The sequence below is a fragment of the Jeongeupia sp. HS-3 genome (genome assembly GCF_015140455.1).
GTDB lineage: Bacteria > Pseudomonadota > Gammaproteobacteria > Burkholderiales > Chitinibacteraceae > Jeongeupia.
On the sequence record NZ_AP024094.1, the window covers coordinates 771,327 to 792,682 of the forward strand.

Here is a 21,356-nt window from a genome sequence, read left to right on the forward strand (position 1 = left end):
CACCGTTGCGCCTTGTAGATATCCATCGCCATGACCTCACTCCTTGCATTGTTTGCCGGCGTGCTTGAACCCCGCTATCTGCTTTGGTTGCTCAAGGGCTTCGGCCTGACACTGCTGATCTCCGCCGCGCGCGAGCACCGCTGGCTGGCGTGGCCGTGCATTGGCTACCTGTCGTTGTTTCGCAATACGCCGCTGCTGGTGCAGTTGTTTTTCTGGTATTTCGGTGCCGCCAGCCTGCTGCCGGAGGCGGCGATGGCCTGGCTGAACACGCCGCGATCTCTACTCGGCGTGCCGTGGCCGTCGTTCGAGTGGCTCGCCGCGCTGTTCGGGCAGACCTTGTATACCGCGGCCTTTATCGCCGAAGAAATCCGCGCCGGCATCCGTGGCGTCGGCCGTGGCCAGCGTGCCGCCGCCGCAGCGCTCGGGCTGTCCGGCTGGCAGAGCCTGCGCTGGGTGATCCTGCCGCAGGCGCTGCGCATCGCCAGAGCACCGCTGTTCGGCCAGTACATGAACGTGATCAAGAACTCGTCGCTGGCGATGGCGATCGGCCTGGCCGAACTCTCGTACGCATCGCGGCAGGTCGAAACCGAAACGCTGAAAACCTTTCAGGCTTTCGGTGTCGCCACGCTGCTTTACGTGCTGGCGGTGGCGCTGGTGCAGGGCGCCAGCCGGCGGCGGGGGGCGTGATGCTCGATTTCAGTGTGATTCGCGACAACCTCGATTATCTCCTGTGGGGCACGTACCCCGATGGCCCGCTCGGCGGCGCGGCGCTGACGCTGGTACTCAGCAGCATCGGCGGCGCGGCATCGGCCTTGCTGGGTGTCGCTGGCGGCGTGGCGCTGACGATGGCGCGCGGCTGGCGGGCAAGGCTGCTGCAGGCGTTGCTGGATGTGCTGCGGGCGATTCCGGTACTGATGCTGATTTTCTGGCTCTATTTCCTGCTGCCCATCGTCTTCGGCATCAACGCGCCCGAGATCGGCACCGTGGTGTGCGCGCTGGCGCTGATCGGTGGCGCTTATCTCTCGCATGCCGTGCACGCGGGTATCGTCGCGGTCGGTCGGGGGCAGTGGCTGGCCGGCTTGTCGCTGGGTTTGAGCGAATGGCAAACCCTGCGTCTGGTGGTGCTGCCGCAGGCCTTGCGGATGATGGTGCCGTCGTTCATCAATCAGTGGATTTCGCTGATCAAGGATACCTCGCTGGCCTACATCATCGGCGTTGGCGAACTGACCTTTCTGGCGACCCAGGTCAACAATCGGGCGATGGTTTACCCGACCGAGGTCTTTCTGTTTGTGGCGCTGATTTACCTGCTGATCTGCGGCAGCCTGGAACTGGCGGCCTTGGCGTATGCCCGGCGTTTTCGAACGATCTGACGGGCAATGAAAAAGGGCGCCCGAAGGCGCCCTTTTTTGAATCCGGCCGGATCAGGTAAAGATTTTTACCGATGCCCAGAACAACCCGGCTGCGAGTGCCATCGACGCCGGCAGCGTGAACAGCCAGGCCAGCAGGATGTTGCGGATCGTGCCCATCTGCAGGCCGCTCTTGTTGGCGACCATGGTGCCGGCAACGCCGCTCGAGAGTACGTGCGTGGTCGAAACCGGCAGGCCGAAGATGTTGGCGATACCGATCGAGCTGGCGGCGACGATCTGCGCGCTCATGCCTTGCGCGTAGGTCATGCCCTGCTTGCCGATCTTCTCACCCACGGTCAGCACCACGCGCTTCCAGCCGATCATCGTACCCAGGCCCAGCGCCAGCGCCACGGCGACGATCACCCATCTGGGCGAATACTCGGTCGTCGCGGTCAGGTCGGCGCGCAGCTTGTTCAGGTCGTCGACTTCGCGCGATTTGAGTTCCGGCAACTTCGAGACCTTGCGTGCGGTGTCGTCGAGGCAGAGGATCAGCCGGCGCACATCGGGGCGCGCGGCCGGGGCGATCTGACTGTAGTCCTTGATACCTTCAAGCTTGGCAACCAGCGACTGCACCGCAGGCTGGGTGTCGTGGTAGTCGCAGTGGAACTGCTTGGGCATTTCGGTGCCGTTGTTCTCGCGCGGCTTGGTCAGCAAGTATTTGCCGAGTTTGTTGTCGTGCTGTTCGTAGAACTGCAGCATATGGATCGCCGCATCGCGGGTGCGGTCGATCTGGTAGGTGGTGCTGTCGAGATCGAGCACGAATTTGGCCGGGACGATGCCGATCAGTACCAGCATGATCAGACCGATGCCTTTCTGGCCGTCGTTCGAACCGTGGGCAAAGCTCACGCCCATCGCCGAGGCGATCAGCACCACGCGGTTCCAGAACGGCGGGTGCTTTTTATTGTCGATCGCGCGGCGGCCTTCGGGCGTCTTGTGCATTTTGCCATCGACCCAGAATCGCTTGAGCAGCAACAGCAGTAGCGCGGCGAGCAGGAAGCCGACGGTGGGCGAGACCAGCAGCGAGAGGCCGATATCGATGGCCTTCTTCCAGTTGATCGCGGTGGCGAGGTCGGTGTCGTTGATGAACGCGTTGGCGAGGCCGACGCCGAGAATCGAGCCGATCAGCGTATGCGAGCTCGACGCAGGCAGGCCGAAATACCAGGTGCCGAGGTTCCACAGGATGGCCGCGGCGAGCAAGGAAAACACCATCGCCAGCCCCTGGACGCTGCTGACATTGATCAGCAGATCGACCGGCAGCAGATGGACGATGGCATAGGCGACGCTGAGTCCCCCGAGTATCACGCCCAGGAAGTTGAAAATACCCGAGGCGATGACCGCGAGATGCGCCGGCATGGCCTTGGTGTAGATCACCGTGGCGACCGCATTGGCAGTGTCGTGAAAACCGTTGATGAACTCGAAGGTGAGCACGAACAACAAAGCGAGCGCCAGACTCACGCCGACGGTGAGCGTGAGTCCGCTGAACATTTCAATCATGGGGAGGAGGAGGGGAGGCTGAAATTGTCGCGGATTATCTCAGAAAGATGACAGTGTCGCTTGACCAAACACAGGCTGGCCGCAGGTTTCCCCGCCGCTGGTCGACGGCACTACTGCCGTGCCCGAACGCCAGCGTGGCCGGGGCTTTTCCGAGACTTAGGTGGTACTTACGATGAGCACGAAACGCTAAGGCTGGCCGCCCAGTCGGGCGCCGCTGCGGCCAGATCGTCGAACTCGGGCGCGTCGTCGAACGGCCGGGCCAGGCAGCGCTGTAAGCGCAGGATTTCGCTGAAGTCGCCGTCGTTGGCCTGGCGGATGGCGGTTTCGGCGAGGTGATTGCGCAACACGTACTTGGGGTTGGCTGCGAGCATCACGGTTTCGCGTTCGGCCGGCGTTTGCGGGTCGGCTGCCAGGCGCGTCTGATAATCGGCGTACCAGGCGTCGAAACCGTCACGGTCGAGAAAACCGTCGCGCAGTGATGCCTGCTGCCGGCTCAGACCACGCCAGAAGTTGGTCCAGTCGTTGCCGGCGGCCTGCATCAAATCGAGCAAGCGGGTGAACAGCGCCCAGTCCGTTTCGCGCCATTCGGCCAGACCGAGCTTGCGACGTAGCCGCTCTGCGTAGGTGCGCTCGAACCCGGTCTGGTAGTCGTCGAGCGCTGCGCGCAGATTGTCGACTTCGACCAGATCGACCAGCGTTTGCGCCAGGCAAGCCAGATTCCACAAGCCGATCTGCGGCTGCTGGTTGAAGGCGTAGCGACCGCCGTGGTCGGAGTGGTTGCAGATATGACCGGCGTCGAAGCCATCCAGAAAGCCGAACGGACCGTAGTCGAGCGTCAGGCCGAGCATCGACATATTGTCGCTGTTCATCACCCCGTGGCAGAAGCCCACGCCCATCCAGTCGGCGATCATCGCGGCGGTACGATCGCGCACGGCCTCGAACAAGGCGAGGTAGGGCTGCGCGGTATCGCGGCATTCGGGATAGAAGTGCGTGATGGTCCAGTCGGCGAGTTCCTTGACCGCATCGTGTTCGCCGCGATGGTAGAAATGTTCGAAATGGCCGAAGCGCAAGAAGCTCGGCGCCACGCGGGTGACCACGGCGGCGGTTTCGCGGGTTTCGCGCCATACCGGCTCGCTGGAGCCGACCAGCGCCAGGGCGCGTGTGGTCGGAATGCCAAGGCCGGCCATCGCTTCGGAACACAGGTATTCGCGGATTGACGAGCGCAGCACGGCGCGGCCGTCGCCCATGCGCGAATAAGGCGTCATCCCGGCGCCCTTGAGCTGGATTTCCTGAATCTGGCCGCGAGCGTCGGTGAGTTCGGCGACGAGGATCGCCCGGCCGTCGCCCAGTTGGCCGGCCCACTGGCCGAACTGGTGGCCCGAATACACGCTGGCGAGCGGCCGTTCGTGCCGCAACAGATTGCCGACCAGCAGCTCGGCCAGCTGCACATGCTTGGCCGGATCGGGATCGAGCCCGAGCGCTTCGGCCAGGCCTGCGTTCCACGCCAACAGCTGCGGCGAGGGTAGCGGCGTCGGCGGGGTGATGCTGTAGTAACGGCTAGGCAGCAAGGCGAAGCGGGGTGTCAGCGGAGCGGTGGCGAGCGTATATTTCATGGCTTTCGCGCGTTGCGCGAATCTTGAGTAACGATCGGGTGAGTCTACGTTGCCCGAGTGCGCTTGACGAGATCGAACCATGGCTGAAAAAACACCGGTCACCGCGGCGGTGCGCGTGCTACGCCAACAGAAGGTGAGTTACACCGAACATTTGTACGAATACGAAGAAAAGGGCGGCACCACGACGTCGGCGCGTGAGTTGGGCGTAGCCGAACACGCGGTGATCAAGACGCTGGTGATGGAAGACGAGAACAAACAACCGCTGATTGTGTTGATGCACGGCGATTGTGAAGTCTCGACCAAGAACCTGGCGCGCTTGCTGCACAAGAAAACCATCCACCCGTGCGCGCCGGAAATCGCCAACAAGCATTCGGGTTATATGGTCGGCGGCACCTCGCCGTTCGGTACCCGCAAGGCGATGCCGGTATATATGGAGCAATCCATCAGCGGGCTCGCTACCATCTACCTGAACGGCGGCAAGCGCGGCTTCCTGGTGGGGATCTCGCCCGTTGATGTGGTGGCGATCCTCAAGCCGACCTTGGTCGAGGTCGCGCTGGCGCACGGCGAACACGGTTGACACGATGTAACGACAGGCTGGCCAAGCCGGGCGGTGAAAAAGCGCCGGCTTGGGCAATCAACTTAACAAGACGGAGAGAACAATGACGGATCGACTTACCCAGATCACCACCCGCGGCGGCGATGACGGCACCACCGGGCTTGGCGATGGTTCGCGCATCGGCAAGGACAGCATACGCATCACCGCGCTCGGCGAAGTGGATGAACTCAATTCGCATATCGGCGTGGTTTTGGCCGAAGCCTTGCCGGCGAATTTGCGCGATGCGCTGATACGGGTTCAGAACGATCTGTTCGATCTCGGCGGCGAATTGTGTATTCCGGGGCGCGAGGCGATGACCGAGGCGCAGCTGCTGCGTCTTGAAGCCTGTGTCGAAGCCTTCAATGGCGAGCTGGAGGCCTTGCGCGAATTCATCCTGCCCGGCGGCAGTCGCGCAGCGGCAGCGCTGCACGTGGCGCGTTGTGTTTGCCGTCGCGCCGAACGTTCGGTGGTCGCGCTCGACAAGATGGAGGTGATTCCGGCGACCAGCATCAAATATCTGAACCGGCTCTCGGATCTGCTCTTCATCGGCTCGCGCATCGCCAATCGGCACGCCGGGCAGCCGGATGTGCTGTGGCAACCGGGCATGAATGCCTGACGGCGCGTGCTAATCGCGCTGCGGTTCGACGTCGGCAGCGCGATCGGCCTCTGTCCGTTGTGCGGCATCGTGCGGATCGGTCTGAAAGTAGCGGCTGGGCTCCACGCCCAGCGCGCGGCGGAACATGGCGCTGAACGCGCTCTGGCTGGCGTAGCCGAGTCGCTCGGCCAGCCGTTTGAGCGGCTCTCCCTGCGCCAGCAATTCCAGCGCATGAATCAGCCGGGCTTGCTGGCGCCATTCGCGGAACGACAAACCGGTGTCGTCGCGAAACCGCCGCGCCAGCGTGCGGCTGCTGGCGCCGACGCGATCGGCCAGTTGTTCAAAGCGGTCATCGCGGCCCGGATGAGCCAGCACCTGCCGGCAGAGCTTGAGCAGGCGCGGGTCGTGCGGCATCGGTAGATGCAGTGGCGCGGTCGGCAACTGCCTCAGCTCGGCGATGATCAAGGTGGCGATCAGGCTGGCGCGGCTCTCGGGTTGATACACGATCGGTAACGCTGTCAGTGCCAAGATCAGCTCGCGCAGCAGCGGGCTGACCTCCAGGACGCTGCAGTGTTCCGGCAAGCCAGGCGCGGCCGCCGGTTCGACGTAGAGCGTGCGCATTTCGGCGTCGCTGGCAATCTGTACCCGATGCGGCGTGAGCGGCGGCACCCACAGTGCTCGCTGCGGCGGCAGTACCCAGTTTCCTGCTGCGGTTTCCACCCGCATGACGCCGCTGCAGGCATAGATCAGCTGAGCACGCCGATGCTGGTGCATGCCGGAATCGTGGCCACGGCCATAGCTGCGCTGCATGGCGACTATGGTTTGGCTCAGGTCCTGGTAATGATCCGGATCGAGGTCGGATTTTGTCATGTTGACGATAATGAATGGCCGATTCGTGCTGAAAAGACAGCATAGACTGGGCGCTCGTCCTTGGTAAATGGGGCGCTTCTCATTCTTCGTTGAGTACGAACATGCAATCCAAGCCCCTCACGCTGCCGGCCGGCGCCACCGCCACACAGAACACCGCCTTCATGGTGCTGGCGGCGATCAGCGTCTCGCACCTGCTGAACGACATGATCCAGTCGCTGATCCTGGCGATCTATCCGATGCTCAAGGACAACTACGCGCTGAGCTTTGCGCAGATCGGCCTGATCACGCTGGTGTATCAGCTCACCGCATCCTTGCTGCAGCCGTTGATCGGGCTTTACACCGATCGCCGCCCCATGCCGCAATCGCTGCCGATCGGCATGGGCTTTACCCTCTGCGGCCTGTTGCTGATGTCGCAGGCGGCGCACTTCCATTGGTTGCTGCTGGCGGCCGCGCTGGTCGGCATCGGCTCGTCGGTGTTTCATCCCGAATCGTCGCGCGTCGCGCGCATGGCATCGGGCGGGCGGCACGGGCTGGCGCAGTCATTGTTCCAGGTCGGCGGTAATCTTGGCTCCTCGCTTGGCCCCTTGCTGGCCGCACTGGTGATCCTGCCGTACGGGCAGGGCAGCATCGCCTGGTTCTCGATTGCCGCAATGCTGGCCATGGCCATCCTCTACCGTGTCGGTCATTGGTATGGTTTGCAGCGGATGGCGAGTGCCGGGCGCAGATCCCAAGGTGCTGCGGTGCCCGCGCTGCCGCGTCGCACGGTGATCCGGGCAATGGCGGTGCTGGCGCTCTTGGTGTTCTCGAAGTATTTCTATCTGGCCAGCCTGAACAGTTATTACACCTTTTACCTGATCGACCGCTTCGGTCTCGGCATTCGCGACGCCCAGCTGTATCTGTTCCTGTTCCTGTTCGCCGTTGCGGCGGGAACGGTGCTCGGTGGGCCGATCGGCGATCGCATCGGCCGCAAGCGGGTGATCTGGGGTTCCATACTCGGGGTTGCACCGTTTGCGCTGATGTTGCCGTATGCCAGCCTGCTCTGGACTGCGGTGCTGACGGTGGTCATCGGCCTCATTCTGGCGTCGGCGTTCTCGGCCATCCTTGTCTACGCCACCGAACTGATTCCGGGCAGGGTAGGCATGGTGGCCGGGTTGTTCTTCGGTTTTGCTTTCGGTATGGGCGGGGTCGGCGCCGCGGCACTGGGTAAGCTTGCCGATCACACCAGCATCGGCTACGTTTACCATGTTTGCTCGTTTCTGCCGCTGCTTGGGCTGCTGACGTGCTTGCTGCCGGATCTGGAACCGAAAAAGCATTGAGGCGAGTGGTGGCGTCTATCGGTGATAGGCGCTGCAACGTCTGATTCGAGTGCTTATATCGAGATCAGTTGTTCGGAACCGGGTGTTCGGGGGTGTTCGGTCGAGGCGAGTCTGTGACACGGTGTGACGGCAGTGCGGATCGGGAGATCCTCGGGATGGCGGGGCGGAAAAACAAAAACCCCGATCTGAGTGATCGGGGTTTTTGTCGTAATTGGTGCCCAAGAGAAGACTCGAACTTCCACGCCCTTGCGAGCGCTAGGACCTGAACCTAGTGCGTCTACCAATTCCGCCACCTGGGCATTTATCTCACGAAGCAAGCAGTTATATAGTCAGTAGTGGTGCCCAAGAGAAGACTCGAACTTCCACGGTGTTGCCACCGCTAGGACCTGAACCTAGTGCGTCTACCAATTCCGCCACCTGGGCACTGCTCTGCGCTAAACTACTGCTTGCTGCACAAGAGGTGGCGACTATAAGGAAGCAACGAAGCGATGTCAAGAAACAAGGCCGAAAAAATCGAAAAATCTGAAAAAACTGCAGCGCCGGTGAAACGGTCAGCCAAACTCAAGGGCCTGCGGGCTCAGGATCCTTACCTCGCGCGTGAGCGCGAGCGTTACGAATCCCCGCTTCCAAGTCGTGAATTCATTCTGCAGTTGCTTGCCGATGCCGGCGCGCCGCTCGATGCGGACGAGCTCGCGCGCATGCTTGATATCGCCGAAGAAGAGCAGATCGCCTTCCAGCGCCGTCTGGCCGCGATGGCGCGTGAAGCCGAGCTATTGATCAACCGCAAGGGGGCCTTGTGCCTGCCGGAAAAAGTGGCGTTGATCGCCGGGCGTGTCCAGGGGCACCCGGACGGCTTTGGTTTCCTCGTTCCCGATGACGACAGCAGCGACCTTTACCTTGGCCCGCGTGAAATGGCCAAGGTGCTGCATAACGACCGCGTGCTTGGTCAGCAGGTCGGTCTGGATCGCCGTGGCCGGCGCGAGGGCAAAATTGTCGAGGTGCTCGAACGCGCCAACAATACCCTTGTCGGGCGGCTGCGCTGTGAGCGCGGCGTCAATATCGTCAGCGCCGAGGACAAGCGCATCAGTCAGGAAATCCTGATTGCACCGGGTGATGTGAGTGGTGCCGAGCCAGGCCAAGTGGTCATGGTCGAAATTGTTCAGCAACCGGAACGCCACGTACAGCCGCTGGGGCGCATCAGTGAAATTCTCGGGCGTTATGACGATCCGGGTATGGAAATCGAGATCGCGCTGCGCAAACACAATCTGCCGTACGTGTTCTCCGATGCCGCGCAGGTGCAGGCCGCCGAGACCCCGCTCAAGGTTCGCAAGAAGGACTGGAAGTCCATCATGGGTGTCGAGCGCGAAGATATTCGCGATCTGCCGCTGGTGACCATCGATGGCGAAACCGCGCGTGACTTCGACGATGCCGTTTTCGCCGAGAAAAAAGGCAAGGGCTGGCGCCTCGTGGTGGCGATTGCCGACGTTAGCCATTATGTGACCCCGGACGATGCGCTTGATCTGACCTCGATCGAACGGGGTAATTCGATTTACTTCCCGCGCCGGGTGATCCCGATGTTGCCGGAAGAACTGTCCAACGGCATCTGCTCGCTCAATCCCGATGTTGAACGCTTGGCCATGGTTTGCGACATGCAGGTCAGTGCCAAGGGCTTGATCAAGAAATACCGCTTCTACCCGGCGGTGATGCATTCAAAGGCGCGGCTGACCTACAACAAGGTCTGGGAAATGCTGTCGCAGCCCGATGGTGAGCTTGCCAAGGAAAACAAGAAACTGCTGCCGCAGTTGCAGACGCTGTACGCGCTGTTCCAGGCGTTTGCCGATGCGCGCAAGCAACGTGGCGCGATCGATTTCGAGACGACCGAAACCGAAGTGATCTTCGATGACAAGGGCAAGATCCGCGAGATCGTCCCGGTGGTGCGCAATGATGCGCACAAGCTGATCGAAGAATGCATGCTTGCCGCCAACGTCTGCGCGGCCGATTTCCTCATCGAAGCCAAGCATCCGACGCTGTTTCGGGTGCACGAAGGCCCGACGCCGGAAAAACTCGAATACCTGCGCGAATATTTGAAGACCTGCGGTCTGTTCCTTGAAGGCGATGACGAGCCGAGTGCATCCGATTACGCCGATGTGCTGGCAAAGATCAAGGCGCGCCCCGATGCCGGTTTGCTGCAAACACTGTTGCTGCGCAGTCTGCGCCAGGCGGTGTACAGCCCGGACAACAAGGGCCACTTCGGCTTGGGTTATGAAGCCTACGCCCACTTCACCTCGCCGATTCGTCGTTACCCGGATCTGCTGGTACACCGTGCGATCAAGGCGGTGCTGGCCGGCAAGAAGTATCGCCCGGCCAAGAAATGGGAAGACCTCGGCCTGCAGTGCTCGATGACCGAGCGCCGCGCCGATGAGGCTAGCCGCGATGTGCTCAACTTCCTCAAGTGCTATTTCATGCGCGACAAGGTCGGCGAGGAGTTCGAAGGCACGATTTCGGCCGTCACCGGTTTTGGTCTGTTCGTGATGCTCGACGGTCTGTATGTCGAAGGGCTGCTGCATATTTCCGAGCTCGGTAAGGATTACTTCAACTTCGACGATCGTCGGCATGAGTTGAAGGGCGAGCGCAGTGGTGCCTTGTACCGGCTGACCGACCGGATCAAGGTCAAGGTTGCACGCGTTAACCTTGAAACCAGCAAGGTCGATTTCGTGCTGGCCGATGCCGTGGTTATGCCGGCCATCGCGCCGCAGCTTGCTGCTGCGGGTGAGCATGCACCGCGAGTGTCTGAAGCGCGTAGCAGCCGATCGCGCAAGCGCCGTGGTGGGGCGGCACGAGTACCACAGCTTGTGGTCGATACGGCGGCAGCGGCGCCTGTCGCCGCCGAGGTGGCTGACGCACCTGTTGCGGCGAAACCGGCACCGCGTCGTGCGCGCGCCAAGGTACGCTCGGTGACGCCAACGCCAACGCCAACGCCAACGCCAACGCCAACGCCAACGCCAACGCCAACGCCGGCTCCTGTTGCTCGTCCTGAGCCAGCTCCGGCAGCGGTGCCCGCGGCGAAACGGCCTAGCCGACGTAGAACGACACCTGCGGCTTCACCCGTTACTCCGGTAGCGCCCAAGGCACAGCAGCCGGATGTCGCCAGCAAGCCGGCGACAGCGGCAGCACCGGCGGCGAAGCGTCCGCGTGGCACTACTGCTGTGCCGACGGCGGTTCCACCTGCTCCGGCCCCGGCCAGAAAGCGCGCACCTGCTGCGGCGAAACCCGCGCCGGCCACACCGGTGGCTGATGCGCCGGCGGCCAAGGCACCAACGCGTCGCAAGCCGGCCATCGCGGCCTTGTTGGCGCCTCCGGTGGTTGCAACGCCAGTGCTTGCAACACCGGCCGAGCCGACACCGCCAGCGCGCACACGTCGCAGAAAATCCTGATCGAACGGTGTATCTTGGCGACCCTGTGAAAACGGGGTCGCGATCGCCTGAGTTTTTGTCTGTATTCAACCCGATTTTAAGAAGGGAATTCCCGTATGTTTATCGTTGACCGTTCGGTTGCGCTGATTCGTCCCAAGCAGCCATTTTTGGATTGGCTGCTGGGTTTGCCGGGAAACGATATTCCGCTGTCACTTGAAGACATCCGTGCCGACTGCACCGTGATCATGATCCCGGAAGCCAACGAGCCCGAGGACGGCATTGCGCATATCGACGAAATCGCCGAAGAGATTTTCGAGCTGGAATTGTCGTCCTGGGTGGGCGATGAGGAACTCTGGCCCAAGAAACGCAATCTCAAGCTCTTCTGGGAGTGGTTCGATGTCGAGATTCATCTCGGCGTCATGGACAGCGTGTCCGAGGAAATCCACAACACGCCGTCGGATCACAGCTATCACTAAAGCCGGCGCCTGCTTTGCTGCAGGCTTCGGTGCGACACACGTCATGGCCCTTGTACGGGCCATGATTTTTTAAGGGAAAACCGATGCGCCGTATTGCTGCCTGCCTGTTGATCGCCGGCTTGTCCGGGCCTGTTCTGGCTGAAACGCTCAATTACAACGTCGTCAATCTCAATGCGCAGGCGAGCCGCGAGGTCGGCAACGACACCGTGCGCGCCTTGCTCTATGTCGAGCTCAACGACAGCGATCCGGCGCGTTTGTCGGACAAGGTCAACCAGACGCTCGCGGCGGCGCTCAAGCGCGTCAAGGCGGTCAGTAGCGTGCAATCGGGCGGTACCGGTTACACGACCTTCCCGGTCTACAACAACAAGACCAACAAGCATGAAGGCTGGCGCGGTCGGGGCGAGTTGCGCTTGAGCAGCAAGGATTTCGCCGCGCTGTCGAAGTTGCTCGGCGAACTGCAACAGCCGCTGGCCGGTGGCCTTGGCATGCAACTGGCCGATGTGCGCTACGGCGTATCCGAACAGAAACGTGATGAGGTCGAGAACGAGCTGATCGAAGAAAGCCTCAAGGCCTTCCGCAAGCGCGCCGACCTGGTTCGCCGCAATCTGGACGGCAGCGGTTTCAAGGTGATCAACGTTAATGTCGATTCAGGCCAATCGTCGCCGCCGATGCCGGTCTACAAGGCCGCACGCGCAATGTCGGCCGATGCGGTGGCTGCGGCGCCGATGCTCGAAGGTGGCGATAGCCGCGTGTCGGTCAGCGTGTCCGGCAGTATTCAGGTTCTGCAATGACGCCGTTGCCGCTGCGGCTGGTCCGTTCGCGGCAACAACGATGCTTGCATGCGGTGGCCGGGTTCGCCGCGGCCGCCGCAGCCATCGCCGCGCCGTGGCCATGGGGCGCGTTCGGGCTGGTTTGGCTGATCGCTGCTGCGTGGATGACTCAGCGGCGCGTCTTGCCGCTTGGGATCGATGGCTGCGACGACGGTACGGTCTTGCTGCGCTGGCCCGACGGCAGCGCCAGCCCGGCGGCGATTGCGCCGGCGTCGCGGGTCGGCGTCTGGCTGATTGCCTTGCAGTTTGTGAGCGAGCGCGGCCGTTGCGCGCTGGTCCTGTGGCCCGACAGCGCCGATAGCGAAACCTTGCGGCAATGGCGCATCTGGCTGCGTTGGGAGCGGCCGGCGGTGTTGCGGCGCATCGAGCGACGCTTGGGTGAAGCGCCGCAGCCGTCCTGATTCGCCGCGCTACCGGCCGGCGATGATCTCGCCGAACTTGAGCAGATTGCCGTGCGGATCAAGGATGTACAGCTCCTTCATCCCCCACGGCTGTACCACCGGTGGCCGGTGGCGCACGCCGCGCTCGGTGAACTCGGCGTGCAGCGCGTCGACATCGTCACTGCGCACATAGCACGAGGTGCTCTCGGCAATGTGGCGCTCGTCGCACGGCCAGAAGTGCAGCTCGCAGCCGTCGCGGGCGACGATCAGGTAGTCGGGCAGCTGCAGCGTCACCGCGAAGCCCAGCGTCTGGTAGTAGGCGGCCGATTCGGCGATGTTCAGCGAGGCGAGCACCGGGACGGTGGCGGTGATGTGTCCTTTCATCATGTTCTCCGACAAGACGCGTGCAATCGTACGACTTATGTAACACTGACGATTCGACTACGACGGCTTGAGGGCCATGCCTGCCGAGATCCGCAATCCCTGTCCACCCGGCGCCTGCGTCTGTGGCCGCGATGCCTTGCTCGATGACCCGTTCGCCGACTGCCGTGTGCTGCTGCTGACGCGCGACGACGAGCGCAAGTTGGTCGAGCGCATCGCGCGGGCCCGCGACTACGCCGATCTGCAGCAGGTCTGCGCCAGGATCGAGGCGCAGCTCGGCGTGGTGTTGCGGATACGACCGGGGCCGAACGAGGTGCGCACGGCGCTCGGCTTTGAGATCGCTTTTGATCCGCATCCGGGGCTGTGCCGCAAGACGCAGCAGGCGATCCCGGCCGCGGTGCGCCGCTGCCTGAACGACAGACCGGCGATCGCGTACGAGATCCTTGATGCGCACAGCCTGTTCGCACCGGCGAACACTAGGTGGTGTCGTCACAAGATGCACGCCCAGATCGCAATGCAGCGAATCTGGACTGCCGCCAGGAATGACGCCGCATTCTTGGCATAGCGCGTGGCGATGCCTCGCCAGCGTTTGAGCTGCAAAAACGCATTTTCAACCAGATGCCGGTGGCGATACAGCGCCGCATCGTGTTCACGCGGCGCCTTACGGTTGCGGCGCGACGGAATCACCGTTCTCATGCCTTGCGCCGAGGCCTGAGCAACGATGGCGTCGCTGTCATAGCCACGATCAGCCAGCAGGTATTCCGCGCTCAAGCCGTCAATCAACGCGCCGCCCTGGGTGCAGTCCGCCGTCGTGCCCGAGGTCACCAAGACCCGCACCGGCATGCCGTGCGCGTCCACCGCCAAGTGCAGCTTACTGTTTAGCCCCCTTTGGTCACCCCCATTGCCTGATTGCCGCCGCGTGCGCCGGCGGCATGCGGATGCACCTTGGCATGCGTGGCGTCGATCATCAGCTATTCGAAATCCGGATTGGTGATCAGCGCTTCAAGCAGGTGTGCCCAGACGCCCTTGTCACGCCAGCGACAAAAGCGGCGGTGGGTGTTCTTCCAGTCGCCATAATCGGGCGGCAAATCGCGCCATGGGGCGCCGGTACGCAAAATCCAGAACACGGCGTTGAGGAACAGGCGGTTATCTCTGGCCCGGCCGCCCCAGGCGCCGTGGCGACCGGGCAGGAGCGGTTCGAGCAAAAGCCACGTTTGATCAGGAAGGTCGTGGCGGCGGTGTACCAGGCGCTTGGTCGGCGGTGTGCTTGTCATGGCGGCAGCATACACACTCGCCAATCACTCGTGACGACACCATCTAAGAGCGCTTAGCAAAATCCAGTGCAACGGTGCTGGCAAGGCGGGCGAAACGTCGACAGTACGAGTAGTACGGCAAGTGAGCACAACGCCGCCAGCAGGATTTGCGCCCGGCAGGAAGTGCCCTTGGGGCATAGCCGCTCTAGTTGAACAGCACCAGCGGCCGGTTCGCATCGCGCGGATGCGGGATGACCTCGGCGGCTACACCATAGACTGCATTCAGCGTCGCCGGTGTCAGCACGCTCGCCGGATCGCCGCAGCCGACCAGTTTCCCTTGCGCCAGCAGTGCCAGCCGATCGCACCATGCGGCGGCGAGGTTCACATCGTGCAGGATCACCAGCACGCCGATCCGCTCGTCGCGCGCCAGTTGTTTGGCGCAGGCGAGCAGTGCCTGCTGGTGTTTCGGGTCGAGGCTGGCAGTCGGTTCGTCGAGCAGCAGGAAGCGCCCGCCGTGGCTTTGCCGCGCCGCGAGCGTCTGCACCAGTACGCGGGCAAACTGCACCCGCTGTGCCTCGCCGCCCGAGAGCTGCGGATAGCGGCGGCCGGCCAGATGCGAGACGTCGGCCAGCGCCAGTGCCCGGATCATCAGTTGCTCGACCTCGGTGGTCGACAGCTCGGGAAACGGGTAGGCACCCATGGCGACGACTTCGCAGACGCCGAGGTTGAACGACAGCGACGGCGATTGCGGCAGCACCGCGCGCTTGCGGGCCAGCTCACCGTTGCCGAGCTGCGCCAACGGTGTGCCGTCGATCGATATATTGCCGCGTTGCGGCGCCAGTTCGCCGGCCAGCATCGTCAGCAGCGTCGATTTGCCGGCGCCGTTGGCGCCGAGCACGCCGACGACTTCGCCGGCCGACAGTGACAGCGTCACGTCGTCGAGCACGACCTTGCCGCCACGTTCGATAAAGATGTTTTCAGCGAGCAGCATCAGTGTCTCCGCTGCGCCAGCAGCCACAGGAAGAAGGGGCCGCCGACCAGGCTGGTGACGATGCCGATCGGCAGTTCGGCCGGGATCACCGCGATCCGTGCCAGCCAGTCGGCCAGCGTCAGCGCGATGGCACCGGCGACGATAGCCGTCGGCAGTAGCCAGCGGTGATCGGCGCCGAGTGCCAGCCGTACCAGGTGCGGCACGACCAGGCCGACAAAGCCGATCGAGCCGGTGGCGGCAACCAGCGGGCCGACCAAGAGCGCGGTCAGCACGATCAGCCGGCGGCGTAGCGCCTTGAGCGGAAAGCCCAGGTGCAGCGCTTCGCGCTCGCCGAGCAGCAATGCGTTCATTGCGCGCCAGTCACGGGTGATCAGCGCGCCGATGATGATCGTCCACGGAGCCAGACCGGCGAGCAGCAGCCAGCTGGCGCCGGCGAGACTGCCCATGTTCCAGAAGGTCAGGCTGCGCAGCTGATTGTCGTCGGCCAGATAGGTGAACAGCCCGACCAGCGCACCGCAGATCGCGTTGATCGCGACGCCGGCGAGCAGCAGGCCGGCCATACCCGGATAACGCCGGCCCAGATGATAGGCGGCGACGGTGGCGATCAGGCTGCCGATGAAGGCCGCCGGTGCCAGCACCATGAAGGAACCGCCGCCGAGCACGATGGCGCCGACGGCACCGAGCGCGCCGCCGGCCGAGATGCCGATCAGCCCCGGTTCGGCTAGCGGGTTGCGGAATAGTGCCTGCATCGCCGCACCCGACAGTGCCAGCGCCGCGCCGGCCAGCGCGGCGAACAGCACGCGGGGCAGGCGGACATCGATCAGCACGCTGCGCCACAGCGCTTCGTCGGCGCCCTCGGCCCCGAACGGCAGGCTTGGCAGCGCGGAGAGCGGGATGTGCAGCGCGCCGCTGCTGGCCGATAGCAGCATCAGCGCGATCAGCAGCACGGCCAATATCGTCAGCACACCGGCGGGCGTGCGCCAGCGCGAGGTTTTCGACGCTGCAGGCAAGGGGGAGGAGAAGGCGGAAGTCACGGAGGTCATGTTACACCGGGGGCTGGGCGATCAAGAGCGGAGCCTGGATTATCGGCTGGGGATTATCGACTGGCCACGGCGGCAGGCGCCGCCTTGAGTTCGCGCAGGGCTTGCGGCAGGCGCGGGCCGTAGCCGAGCAAGAGCAGATCGTCCATCACGATCACCCGCCGCGCTTGTGCCGCTGGTGTGGTGGCAATGCCCGGCTTGGCCAGCAGTGCGTCAATGCCGCCCGATGCCGCGATCGAGGCGGTCGAGGTGATGATCAGCTCGGGCTTGAGCGCGGCAATGCCTTCGAGCGACAGCGGCTTGTAGCCCTTCTGCTTGGCGAGCACGTTGCGGTAGCCGGCGAGCTTGAGCATGGCGTCGGCGCTGGTATCGGTGCCGGCGCCTTCCGGATTGCCGCTGCGGTTGATCAGCAGCAGCGCCCGGGTCGGGCCGAGCTGTTTGGCGGCGAGGGCATCGACCTGCTTGCGCAGCTCGGCCACCATCGCCCGACCATCGTTGCGCAGGCCGAGCGCGGCGGCGACGCCGTGCATGCGCTGTTCGAGCGCATCCAGCGTCGGCGCGCTCGGCAGCACGATCACGCGCAGGCCGAGCCGGCGCAGCTGTTCGAGCGCTTGCGGCGGGCCGGCCTGATCCGAGGCGAGAATGAGGTCGGGCTTCAGTGCCGCCACGCCTTCGAGCGAAAATGCACGGTAGTAGCCGACCTTGGGCAGCGCCTTGGCCGCTTCCGGATAGGTGCTCGACTGATCGACACCGATCAGTCGATTGCCGGCGCCGAGCGCGTAGACAATCTCGGTGAGCGGGCCGCCGAGGGCGACGACGCGCTGCGGCGCGGCTTGCGCCGTCAACGTGGCGAAGGCCAGAACGGCGGCAAGGAGGAGGGCAAGGCGCTGTTTCATCTCAGTTCAACCTCAGGCGGCAAGGGGTTCTTTGCACAGATCGAGCAGCAGTTCGCGCCATTCGGTCAGCTCCGGCACGCCCGGCTTGCGCGCACCGAAGAACTGCACGATCAGCTCGCCAGCTTCGTTGTACAGCTCCATCGAGGTGACCCAGCCATCGCTGGTCGGCTTGTTGACCACCCAGGTGCTCACGACCGATTCGGTGTTCAGATGCAGATTGAACAGCGGGTCGAGGATGTTGTACCAAGGGTCGGTACGCACCAGTTTCTTCACCGGGCCGCTATGGATTTGCACCATGCCGCGGTTGCCGACAAAGCACATGATTGCCAGTTCGCTGCTTGCTGCGCGTTGCAGCATCGCCTCGACCGCGTCGTTGTCGACGACTTGAGCCAGATCGTTGCCCACCGAGCGCAGCGCGCCAAGGCGGCTGACCTTGTGCTTGCGCAGCATCGGGAAGAAGGCGTGGGTGTCCTTGAGGCCGAGCCAGGTTTCGCGCAGCGCGGCGGCATCTTCCGGCACGTCCGGGGTGGTGTCCGGCGCGTAGGCGGTGACCGCTGGCCAGGTCTTTTCCGACTTGGCGAACTTGGCAACCAGCGCGTCATAGGCGGCGTTGTCGCTTTGCTCGGTCATGTAGATTTTGTGGATGGCGATGCCTTCGGCGTCGAAGAATTGCAGGCTGCGGCGCTCGCCCTCGGTCACGGCGTAGAAATGAACCCAGTTATTGAAGAACATGCGCAGATCGATATCGGCACCGAGCACGAGGCCAATCGCGCCTTCGGCCTGGATGTCCTCGTACGTGCCCTTGCGTTCGTGCACGCAGTCATCGTTGCGTGACAGCGCCATTACATGGCCGAGCGTGCCCAGCTCGCGGAAGATCGTCTGCGCCGGGCCTTGCAGCTCGGTCGAGGCCACGCCACAGTCGGCGGCGACCAGTTGCGCTTCGGATACCGCAAGGCGGGCGGCACGTTCGCGTGCGCGCAGCTTGGGTTCGGTGGCCAGCAGCGCCTGATAGCGGGTCTGCAGCGCGTCTGCGTGGTCTTTGAATTCGGTGCTCATTATCGTGGTCTCCTCGGTGGTTCAAATATTGCGAATGCCGACGGCATGAAGGGCGTTTCGCAAATGCAAAGGCCGACCCGCAAGCGGGTCGGCATGTTTCGGTCTTATGGGTTTAGAACACCCAGTTGGCGTTGACGCGGAAACTGCGGCCAGGCTCGCTGTAACGGTCGACGATGACGCTGTTCGACGTCAGTGCACGGGTCGAGGCATCGGCGCCGTCCCAGTACTTCTTGTCGAAGACGTTGAAGACGCCGCCCGAAACGCGCAGGTCCTTCATCGGCTTCCACCATGCGGTCAGATCGACCACGCCGTAGCCCGGTGCCGAGTACAGCGTGCTGCTCGACAGCTTGTTCTTGGCGGCGGCGGCGGTCAGCAGCGCTTGTGCGCCCCAGACTTCCTGGGTGTACGAGAGGCCGGTGATCAGCTTGAGCGGGGCGACCGAATCGAGCCAGGTGTCGTCGGTTTCATTACGGCCGACCGACCATGCCAGCGAGCCCCAGCTGCGCCATGCGCTGGTGAAGCTGTAATGCGCGGTCGCTTCGACGCCGTAGATCCGTGCCTTGTCGATGTTCACGCTTTGGTAAACCATCGGGTAGCCCGGGATCCAGCCCGGTGCGCTGCTGTTGATCGGCTGCAGCGTGTCGATGAAGTCCTTGTAGCGGGTATCAAAGCCGGTGATCGTGCCACCTGCCGCGTCGTTGCCCAAGCGCAGGCCGAATTCGTAGCCCGAGCTGGTTTCCGGCTTCAGATCCGGATTCGGCACCAGCGTGTAGCCCTGCGCCGAGTTGGTGAACTGGCCGTTGATTTCCAGCGTCGTCGGCGCGCGGAAGCCCTGTGCGTACTTGGCGAACAGCGTGGCTTGTTCGGCCAGTTTCCAGGTGCCGGCGAGCGACGGCGAGATCTTGTCGTCTTCCTGGCTCTGCGGCGTCATGCCGATACCAGCGCCGATCTGGCTTTGCAGCGAGCCCGCATCCGGGTTGTTGCGGTAGTTGTCGTAACGAAGACCCGGGGTCAAGGTGTAGCGGCCACCGTCGAAGCCGATTTCATCCTGCGCGAACAGCGCCCACTGGGTGACGGTGGTATCCGGCACGGTACGCAGGTTGATCGACGTCGAGGCCGGATAGCCGGCAGCAAACTCCTTGGTATCGGTCTGCCACCATTCGCCGCCCACCACCCACTGCTGGGTGATGCTGCCTCCGAAATTCTTCACCACCTGGCCCGACACGCCCCTAGCGGTTTCGGTGTAGGTGCCGTCGCGCCAGTACACCGGATCGCGGGTGTTGCGGGTCTGGTCGCGGCGCTGGTCGCTGTCGAACTTCTGGTAATACATCCGTGCCGATGCGGCATCGATGAGGCCGCCGGCTTGCGGCGCGGTGTAATCGTACTCAAGCGACACGCGCTGGCGCTCCTGCTCGTCGTGCGCCTTGCTTGAGGTGATGGTGGTCGGGGCTGGCGGCATCACCACGCCAAGTTCGCTGAACAGGTCGGTGTCGGATTCGGTCTTGCGGTATTCGCCGGTCAGGCCCAGCTTGTGGCCGCCTTCAAAGTAGTGCTGCACCTTGGCGAGGGCATTCTTGGTGGTGAAGTCCTGCGGATCCGGTGTGGTGCGGGTGTACTTGCTCTTGCTGTCGTTGCTGCCCATGTTGTCGAGCTCATGACCCTTGCGGCCGCCGAGCTGCAGCATCCAGTAGGTGTCCTGGTTGACTTCGCCGGCGACGGCACCGGAAACGCCGTAGCTGCTGTCCGCGCTGTCGTAGTCGGCCTTGACCTGGCCGCCGAAGGTCTTGCCGGCCTTGATCAGGTCGGTCGGATCCAGCGTGCGCATGCCGACGACGCCACCGAGCGCGGACGAGCCGTACTGGGTCGAGCCCGGGCCGCGGACGATGTCGATCGCCGCCAGCGAGGTGAAGTCGACCATGTCCTGACCGACGAAGGTGTCGCGGTTCGGGAAACTGAATACTTCGGGTAGACGGATGCCGTCGACCATCATCAGCACGCGATTGCCTTCAAGGCCGCGGATGTTGATGTTGGTGCCGCCGTAGCGGCCGCTGCGCGACATGTCGACGCCCGGCTGATCGGTGTTGCCCAGATCGCTGAAACTGTTGATGAACTTCTCGTCGAGCGTTTTGCGGCTGGTCGTGGTGACCGAAGGCGGCAATTCGTCGATGGTTTTTTCGGTGCGCGTGGCGGTGACGACGATCGGCGACAGGCTGGCCGTGCTGGCATCCTGTTTAGCCGGCTTGCTGGCCGTAGCCAACTGCGGCGCAGCGGCGATCTGGTCGGCCGCGAAGGCCGTCTGCAGGGCGCAGGCCAGCAGGCTGAGTACGAGCGGGTGAGTAGAGCGAGTCATGCCAGAATCCTTGAGCAGTCGAATCGGTGCAGTGCACCGGTCGCGGCTGGCTTGCTGGCGGGGAGACCTTCCGCTGGCTGGCTGGCATGCGATTGATGATGTTTGTTATTTGGTCAGAATCAGCTTGCCCTGACGGGTTTCACGCAGGGTGTAACGCTCGCCGTTGTGCTCGATCACGACGGCGCGCTGGCCTTGCAGCAATGCGGCGCTGCTGAGGACCGGCGGTTGCGGGCTCGAGGGAGTGTGGGTGGGCGCGGGCTTGTTCATGGTTGAGAATACTAACGCGAATTGTTCTCATTAACAAGTTTTCTTACGGGATGTCGTGTATTTGCGCCAGATCAAACATCTTTGCGTGAGTCATGAAACGAGAATCGTTATCAAATAGATTGATGGGCATGTCT

20 protein-coding genes, 2 tRNA genes and 1 pseudogene are annotated in these 21,356 nt (G+C 63.2%); 10 read left to right on the plus strand and 13 right to left on the minus strand.

Translation table 11 applies throughout. The annotated features are described in order from the left end of the window. The first annotated feature begins 30 nt into the window (after window positions 1–30). Both JLC71_RS03590 and JLC71_RS03595 read left to right on the plus strand, forming a co-directional pair. Complete coding sequence (locus tag JLC71_RS03590; RefSeq protein WP_200917310.1) at window positions 31–687, plus strand: amino acid ABC transporter permease; 657 nt, start codon at window positions 31–33, stop codon at window positions 685–687. Further along, window positions 687–1,370: an amino acid ABC transporter permease gene (locus tag JLC71_RS03595; RefSeq protein WP_200917311.1), complete on the plus strand. Its 684-nt coding sequence runs from the start codon at window positions 687–689 to the stop codon at window positions 1,368–1,370. Before JLC71_RS03590 ends, JLC71_RS03595 begins: the two co-directional genes overlap by 1 nt. Before the next feature lie 51 nt (window positions 1,371–1,421). Here JLC71_RS03595 and JLC71_RS03600 read toward each other — a convergent pair whose 3' ends face one another. Next, the gene (locus JLC71_RS03600) at window positions 1,422–2,891 is read right to left on the minus strand and encodes an inorganic phosphate transporter (RefSeq protein WP_236250967.1); all 1,470 of its coding nucleotides are present in this window, start codon (window positions 2,889–2,891) and stop codon (window positions 1,422–1,424) included. Window positions 2,892–3,067: 176 nt separating this feature from the next. Next, a complete protein-coding gene (locus tag JLC71_RS03605; RefSeq protein WP_200917313.1) occupies window positions 3,068–4,513 on the minus strand; it encodes a protein adenylyltransferase SelO in 1,446 nt (481 codons plus the stop codon). Between the two features lie 79 nt (window positions 4,514–4,592). Between JLC71_RS03605 and ybaK the strand changes: the two genes are divergently transcribed. Together ybaK and JLC71_RS03615 are read left to right on the plus strand one after the other, a co-directional pair. After that, window positions 4,593–5,090, plus strand: coding sequence for a Cys-tRNA(Pro) deacylase (gene ybaK / locus JLC71_RS03610; RefSeq protein WP_200917314.1), 498 nt, complete (start codon window positions 4,593–4,595; stop codon window positions 5,088–5,090). Window positions 5,091–5,172: 82 nt separating this feature from the next. Continuing rightward, window positions 5,173–5,724 carry a cob(I)yrinic acid a,c-diamide adenosyltransferase gene (locus tag JLC71_RS03615; RefSeq protein WP_200917315.1) on the plus strand — a complete coding sequence of 184 codons (552 nt, stop codon included), beginning with the start codon at window positions 5,173–5,175 and terminating at the stop codon, window positions 5,722–5,724. 9 nt (window positions 5,725–5,733) lie between these two features. Here JLC71_RS03615 and JLC71_RS03620 read toward each other — a convergent pair whose 3' ends face one another. Next, window positions 5,734–6,573: an AraC family transcriptional regulator gene (locus JLC71_RS03620; protein WP_200917316.1), complete on the minus strand. Its 840-nt coding sequence runs from the start codon at window positions 6,571–6,573 to the stop codon at window positions 5,734–5,736. Between the two features lie 101 nt (window positions 6,574–6,674). Between JLC71_RS03620 and JLC71_RS03625 the strand changes: the two genes are divergently transcribed. Continuing rightward, window positions 6,675–7,889 carry an MFS transporter gene (locus tag JLC71_RS03625; RefSeq protein ID WP_200917317.1) on the plus strand — a complete coding sequence of 405 codons (1,215 nt, stop codon included), beginning with the start codon at window positions 6,675–6,677 and terminating at the stop codon, window positions 7,887–7,889. A gap of 212 nt (window positions 7,890–8,101) precedes the next feature. On the opposite strand, the gene JLC71_RS03630 is transcribed toward JLC71_RS03625, so the two are convergent. After that, window positions 8,102–8,188, minus strand: a tRNA-Leu gene (locus JLC71_RS03630). Window positions 8,189–8,225: 37 nt separating this feature from the next. Next, a tRNA-Leu gene (locus tag JLC71_RS03635) sits at window positions 8,226–8,312 on the minus strand. Between the two features lie 65 nt (window positions 8,313–8,377). Here JLC71_RS03635 and rnr point away from each other — a divergent pair. From rnr to JLC71_RS03655, 4 genes are all read left to right on the plus strand, one after another. After that, window positions 8,378–11,323 carry a ribonuclease R gene (gene rnr, locus JLC71_RS03640; RefSeq protein WP_200917318.1) on the plus strand — a complete coding sequence of 982 codons (2,946 nt, stop codon included), beginning with the start codon at window positions 8,378–8,380 and terminating at the stop codon, window positions 11,321–11,323. Between the two features lie 95 nt (window positions 11,324–11,418). After that, window positions 11,419–11,778, plus strand: coding sequence for a hypothetical protein (locus tag JLC71_RS03645; RefSeq protein WP_200917319.1), 360 nt, complete (start codon window positions 11,419–11,421; stop codon window positions 11,776–11,778). A gap of 83 nt (window positions 11,779–11,861) precedes the next feature. Then, window positions 11,862–12,569 (plus strand): SIMPL domain-containing protein, encoded by a 708-nt coding sequence (locus JLC71_RS03650; RefSeq protein ID WP_200917320.1) that lies wholly within the window; start codon window positions 11,862–11,864, stop codon window positions 12,567–12,569. Next, window positions 12,566–13,009: a protein YgfX gene (locus JLC71_RS03655; protein ID WP_200917321.1), complete on the plus strand. Its 444-nt coding sequence runs from the start codon at window positions 12,566–12,568 to the stop codon at window positions 13,007–13,009. The genes JLC71_RS03650 and JLC71_RS03655 overlap by 4 nt, the downstream gene beginning before the upstream one ends. 9 nt (window positions 13,010–13,018) lie before the next feature. On the opposite strand, the gene JLC71_RS03660 is transcribed toward JLC71_RS03655, so the two are convergent. Continuing rightward, a complete protein-coding gene (locus JLC71_RS03660) occupies window positions 13,019–13,372 on the minus strand; it encodes a bleomycin resistance protein (RefSeq protein ID WP_200917322.1) in 354 nt (117 codons plus the stop codon). Between the two features lie 76 nt (window positions 13,373–13,448). Between JLC71_RS03660 and JLC71_RS03665 the strand changes: the two genes are divergently transcribed. Continuing rightward, entirely contained in the window at window positions 13,449–13,934 is a 486-nt protein-coding gene (locus tag JLC71_RS03665; protein WP_200917323.1) for a hypothetical protein, read from the plus strand. On the opposite strand, the pseudogene JLC71_RS03670 reads toward JLC71_RS03665, so the two are convergent. The 7 genes and pseudogenes from JLC71_RS03670 to hemP all read right to left on the minus strand — a co-directional run bounded on the left by JLC71_RS03670 (window position 13,859) and on the right by hemP (window position 21,222). Then, window positions 13,859–14,643, minus strand: a pseudogene (locus JLC71_RS03670) (IS5 family transposase). The gene JLC71_RS03665 and the pseudogene JLC71_RS03670 sit on opposite strands and share 76 nt — an antisense overlap. A 184-nt stretch (window positions 14,644–14,827) precedes the next feature. Then, on the minus strand, window positions 14,828–15,613 hold the full coding sequence (locus tag JLC71_RS03675) for a heme ABC transporter ATP-binding protein (RefSeq protein WP_200917324.1): 786 nt from the start codon (window positions 15,611–15,613) through the stop codon (window positions 14,828–14,830). Then, window positions 15,613–16,656, minus strand: a complete 1,044-nt coding sequence (locus JLC71_RS03680) for a FecCD family ABC transporter permease (protein WP_200917325.1) — start codon at window positions 16,654–16,656, stop codon at window positions 15,613–15,615. The genes JLC71_RS03675 and JLC71_RS03680 overlap by 1 nt, the downstream gene beginning before the upstream one ends. A gap of 53 nt (window positions 16,657–16,709) precedes the next feature. After that, on the minus strand, window positions 16,710–17,549 hold the full coding sequence (locus JLC71_RS03685) for a heme/hemin ABC transporter substrate-binding protein (protein WP_200917326.1): 840 nt from the start codon (window positions 17,547–17,549) through the stop codon (window positions 16,710–16,712). 12 nt (window positions 17,550–17,561) lie between these two features. Further along, entirely contained in the window at window positions 17,562–18,605 is a 1,044-nt protein-coding gene (locus tag JLC71_RS03690) for a hemin-degrading factor (RefSeq protein WP_200917327.1), read from the minus strand. A 112-nt stretch (window positions 18,606–18,717) separates the two neighbouring features. Further along, a complete protein-coding gene (locus JLC71_RS03695) occupies window positions 18,718–20,955 on the minus strand; it encodes a TonB-dependent hemoglobin/transferrin/lactoferrin family receptor (protein ID WP_200917328.1) in 2,238 nt (745 codons plus the stop codon). 105 nt (window positions 20,956–21,060) lie between these two features. After that, window positions 21,061–21,222, minus strand: a complete 162-nt coding sequence (gene hemP, locus JLC71_RS03700) for a hemin uptake protein HemP (protein ID WP_200917329.1) — start codon at window positions 21,220–21,222, stop codon at window positions 21,061–21,063. Window positions 21,223–21,356 lie beyond the last annotated feature (134 nt).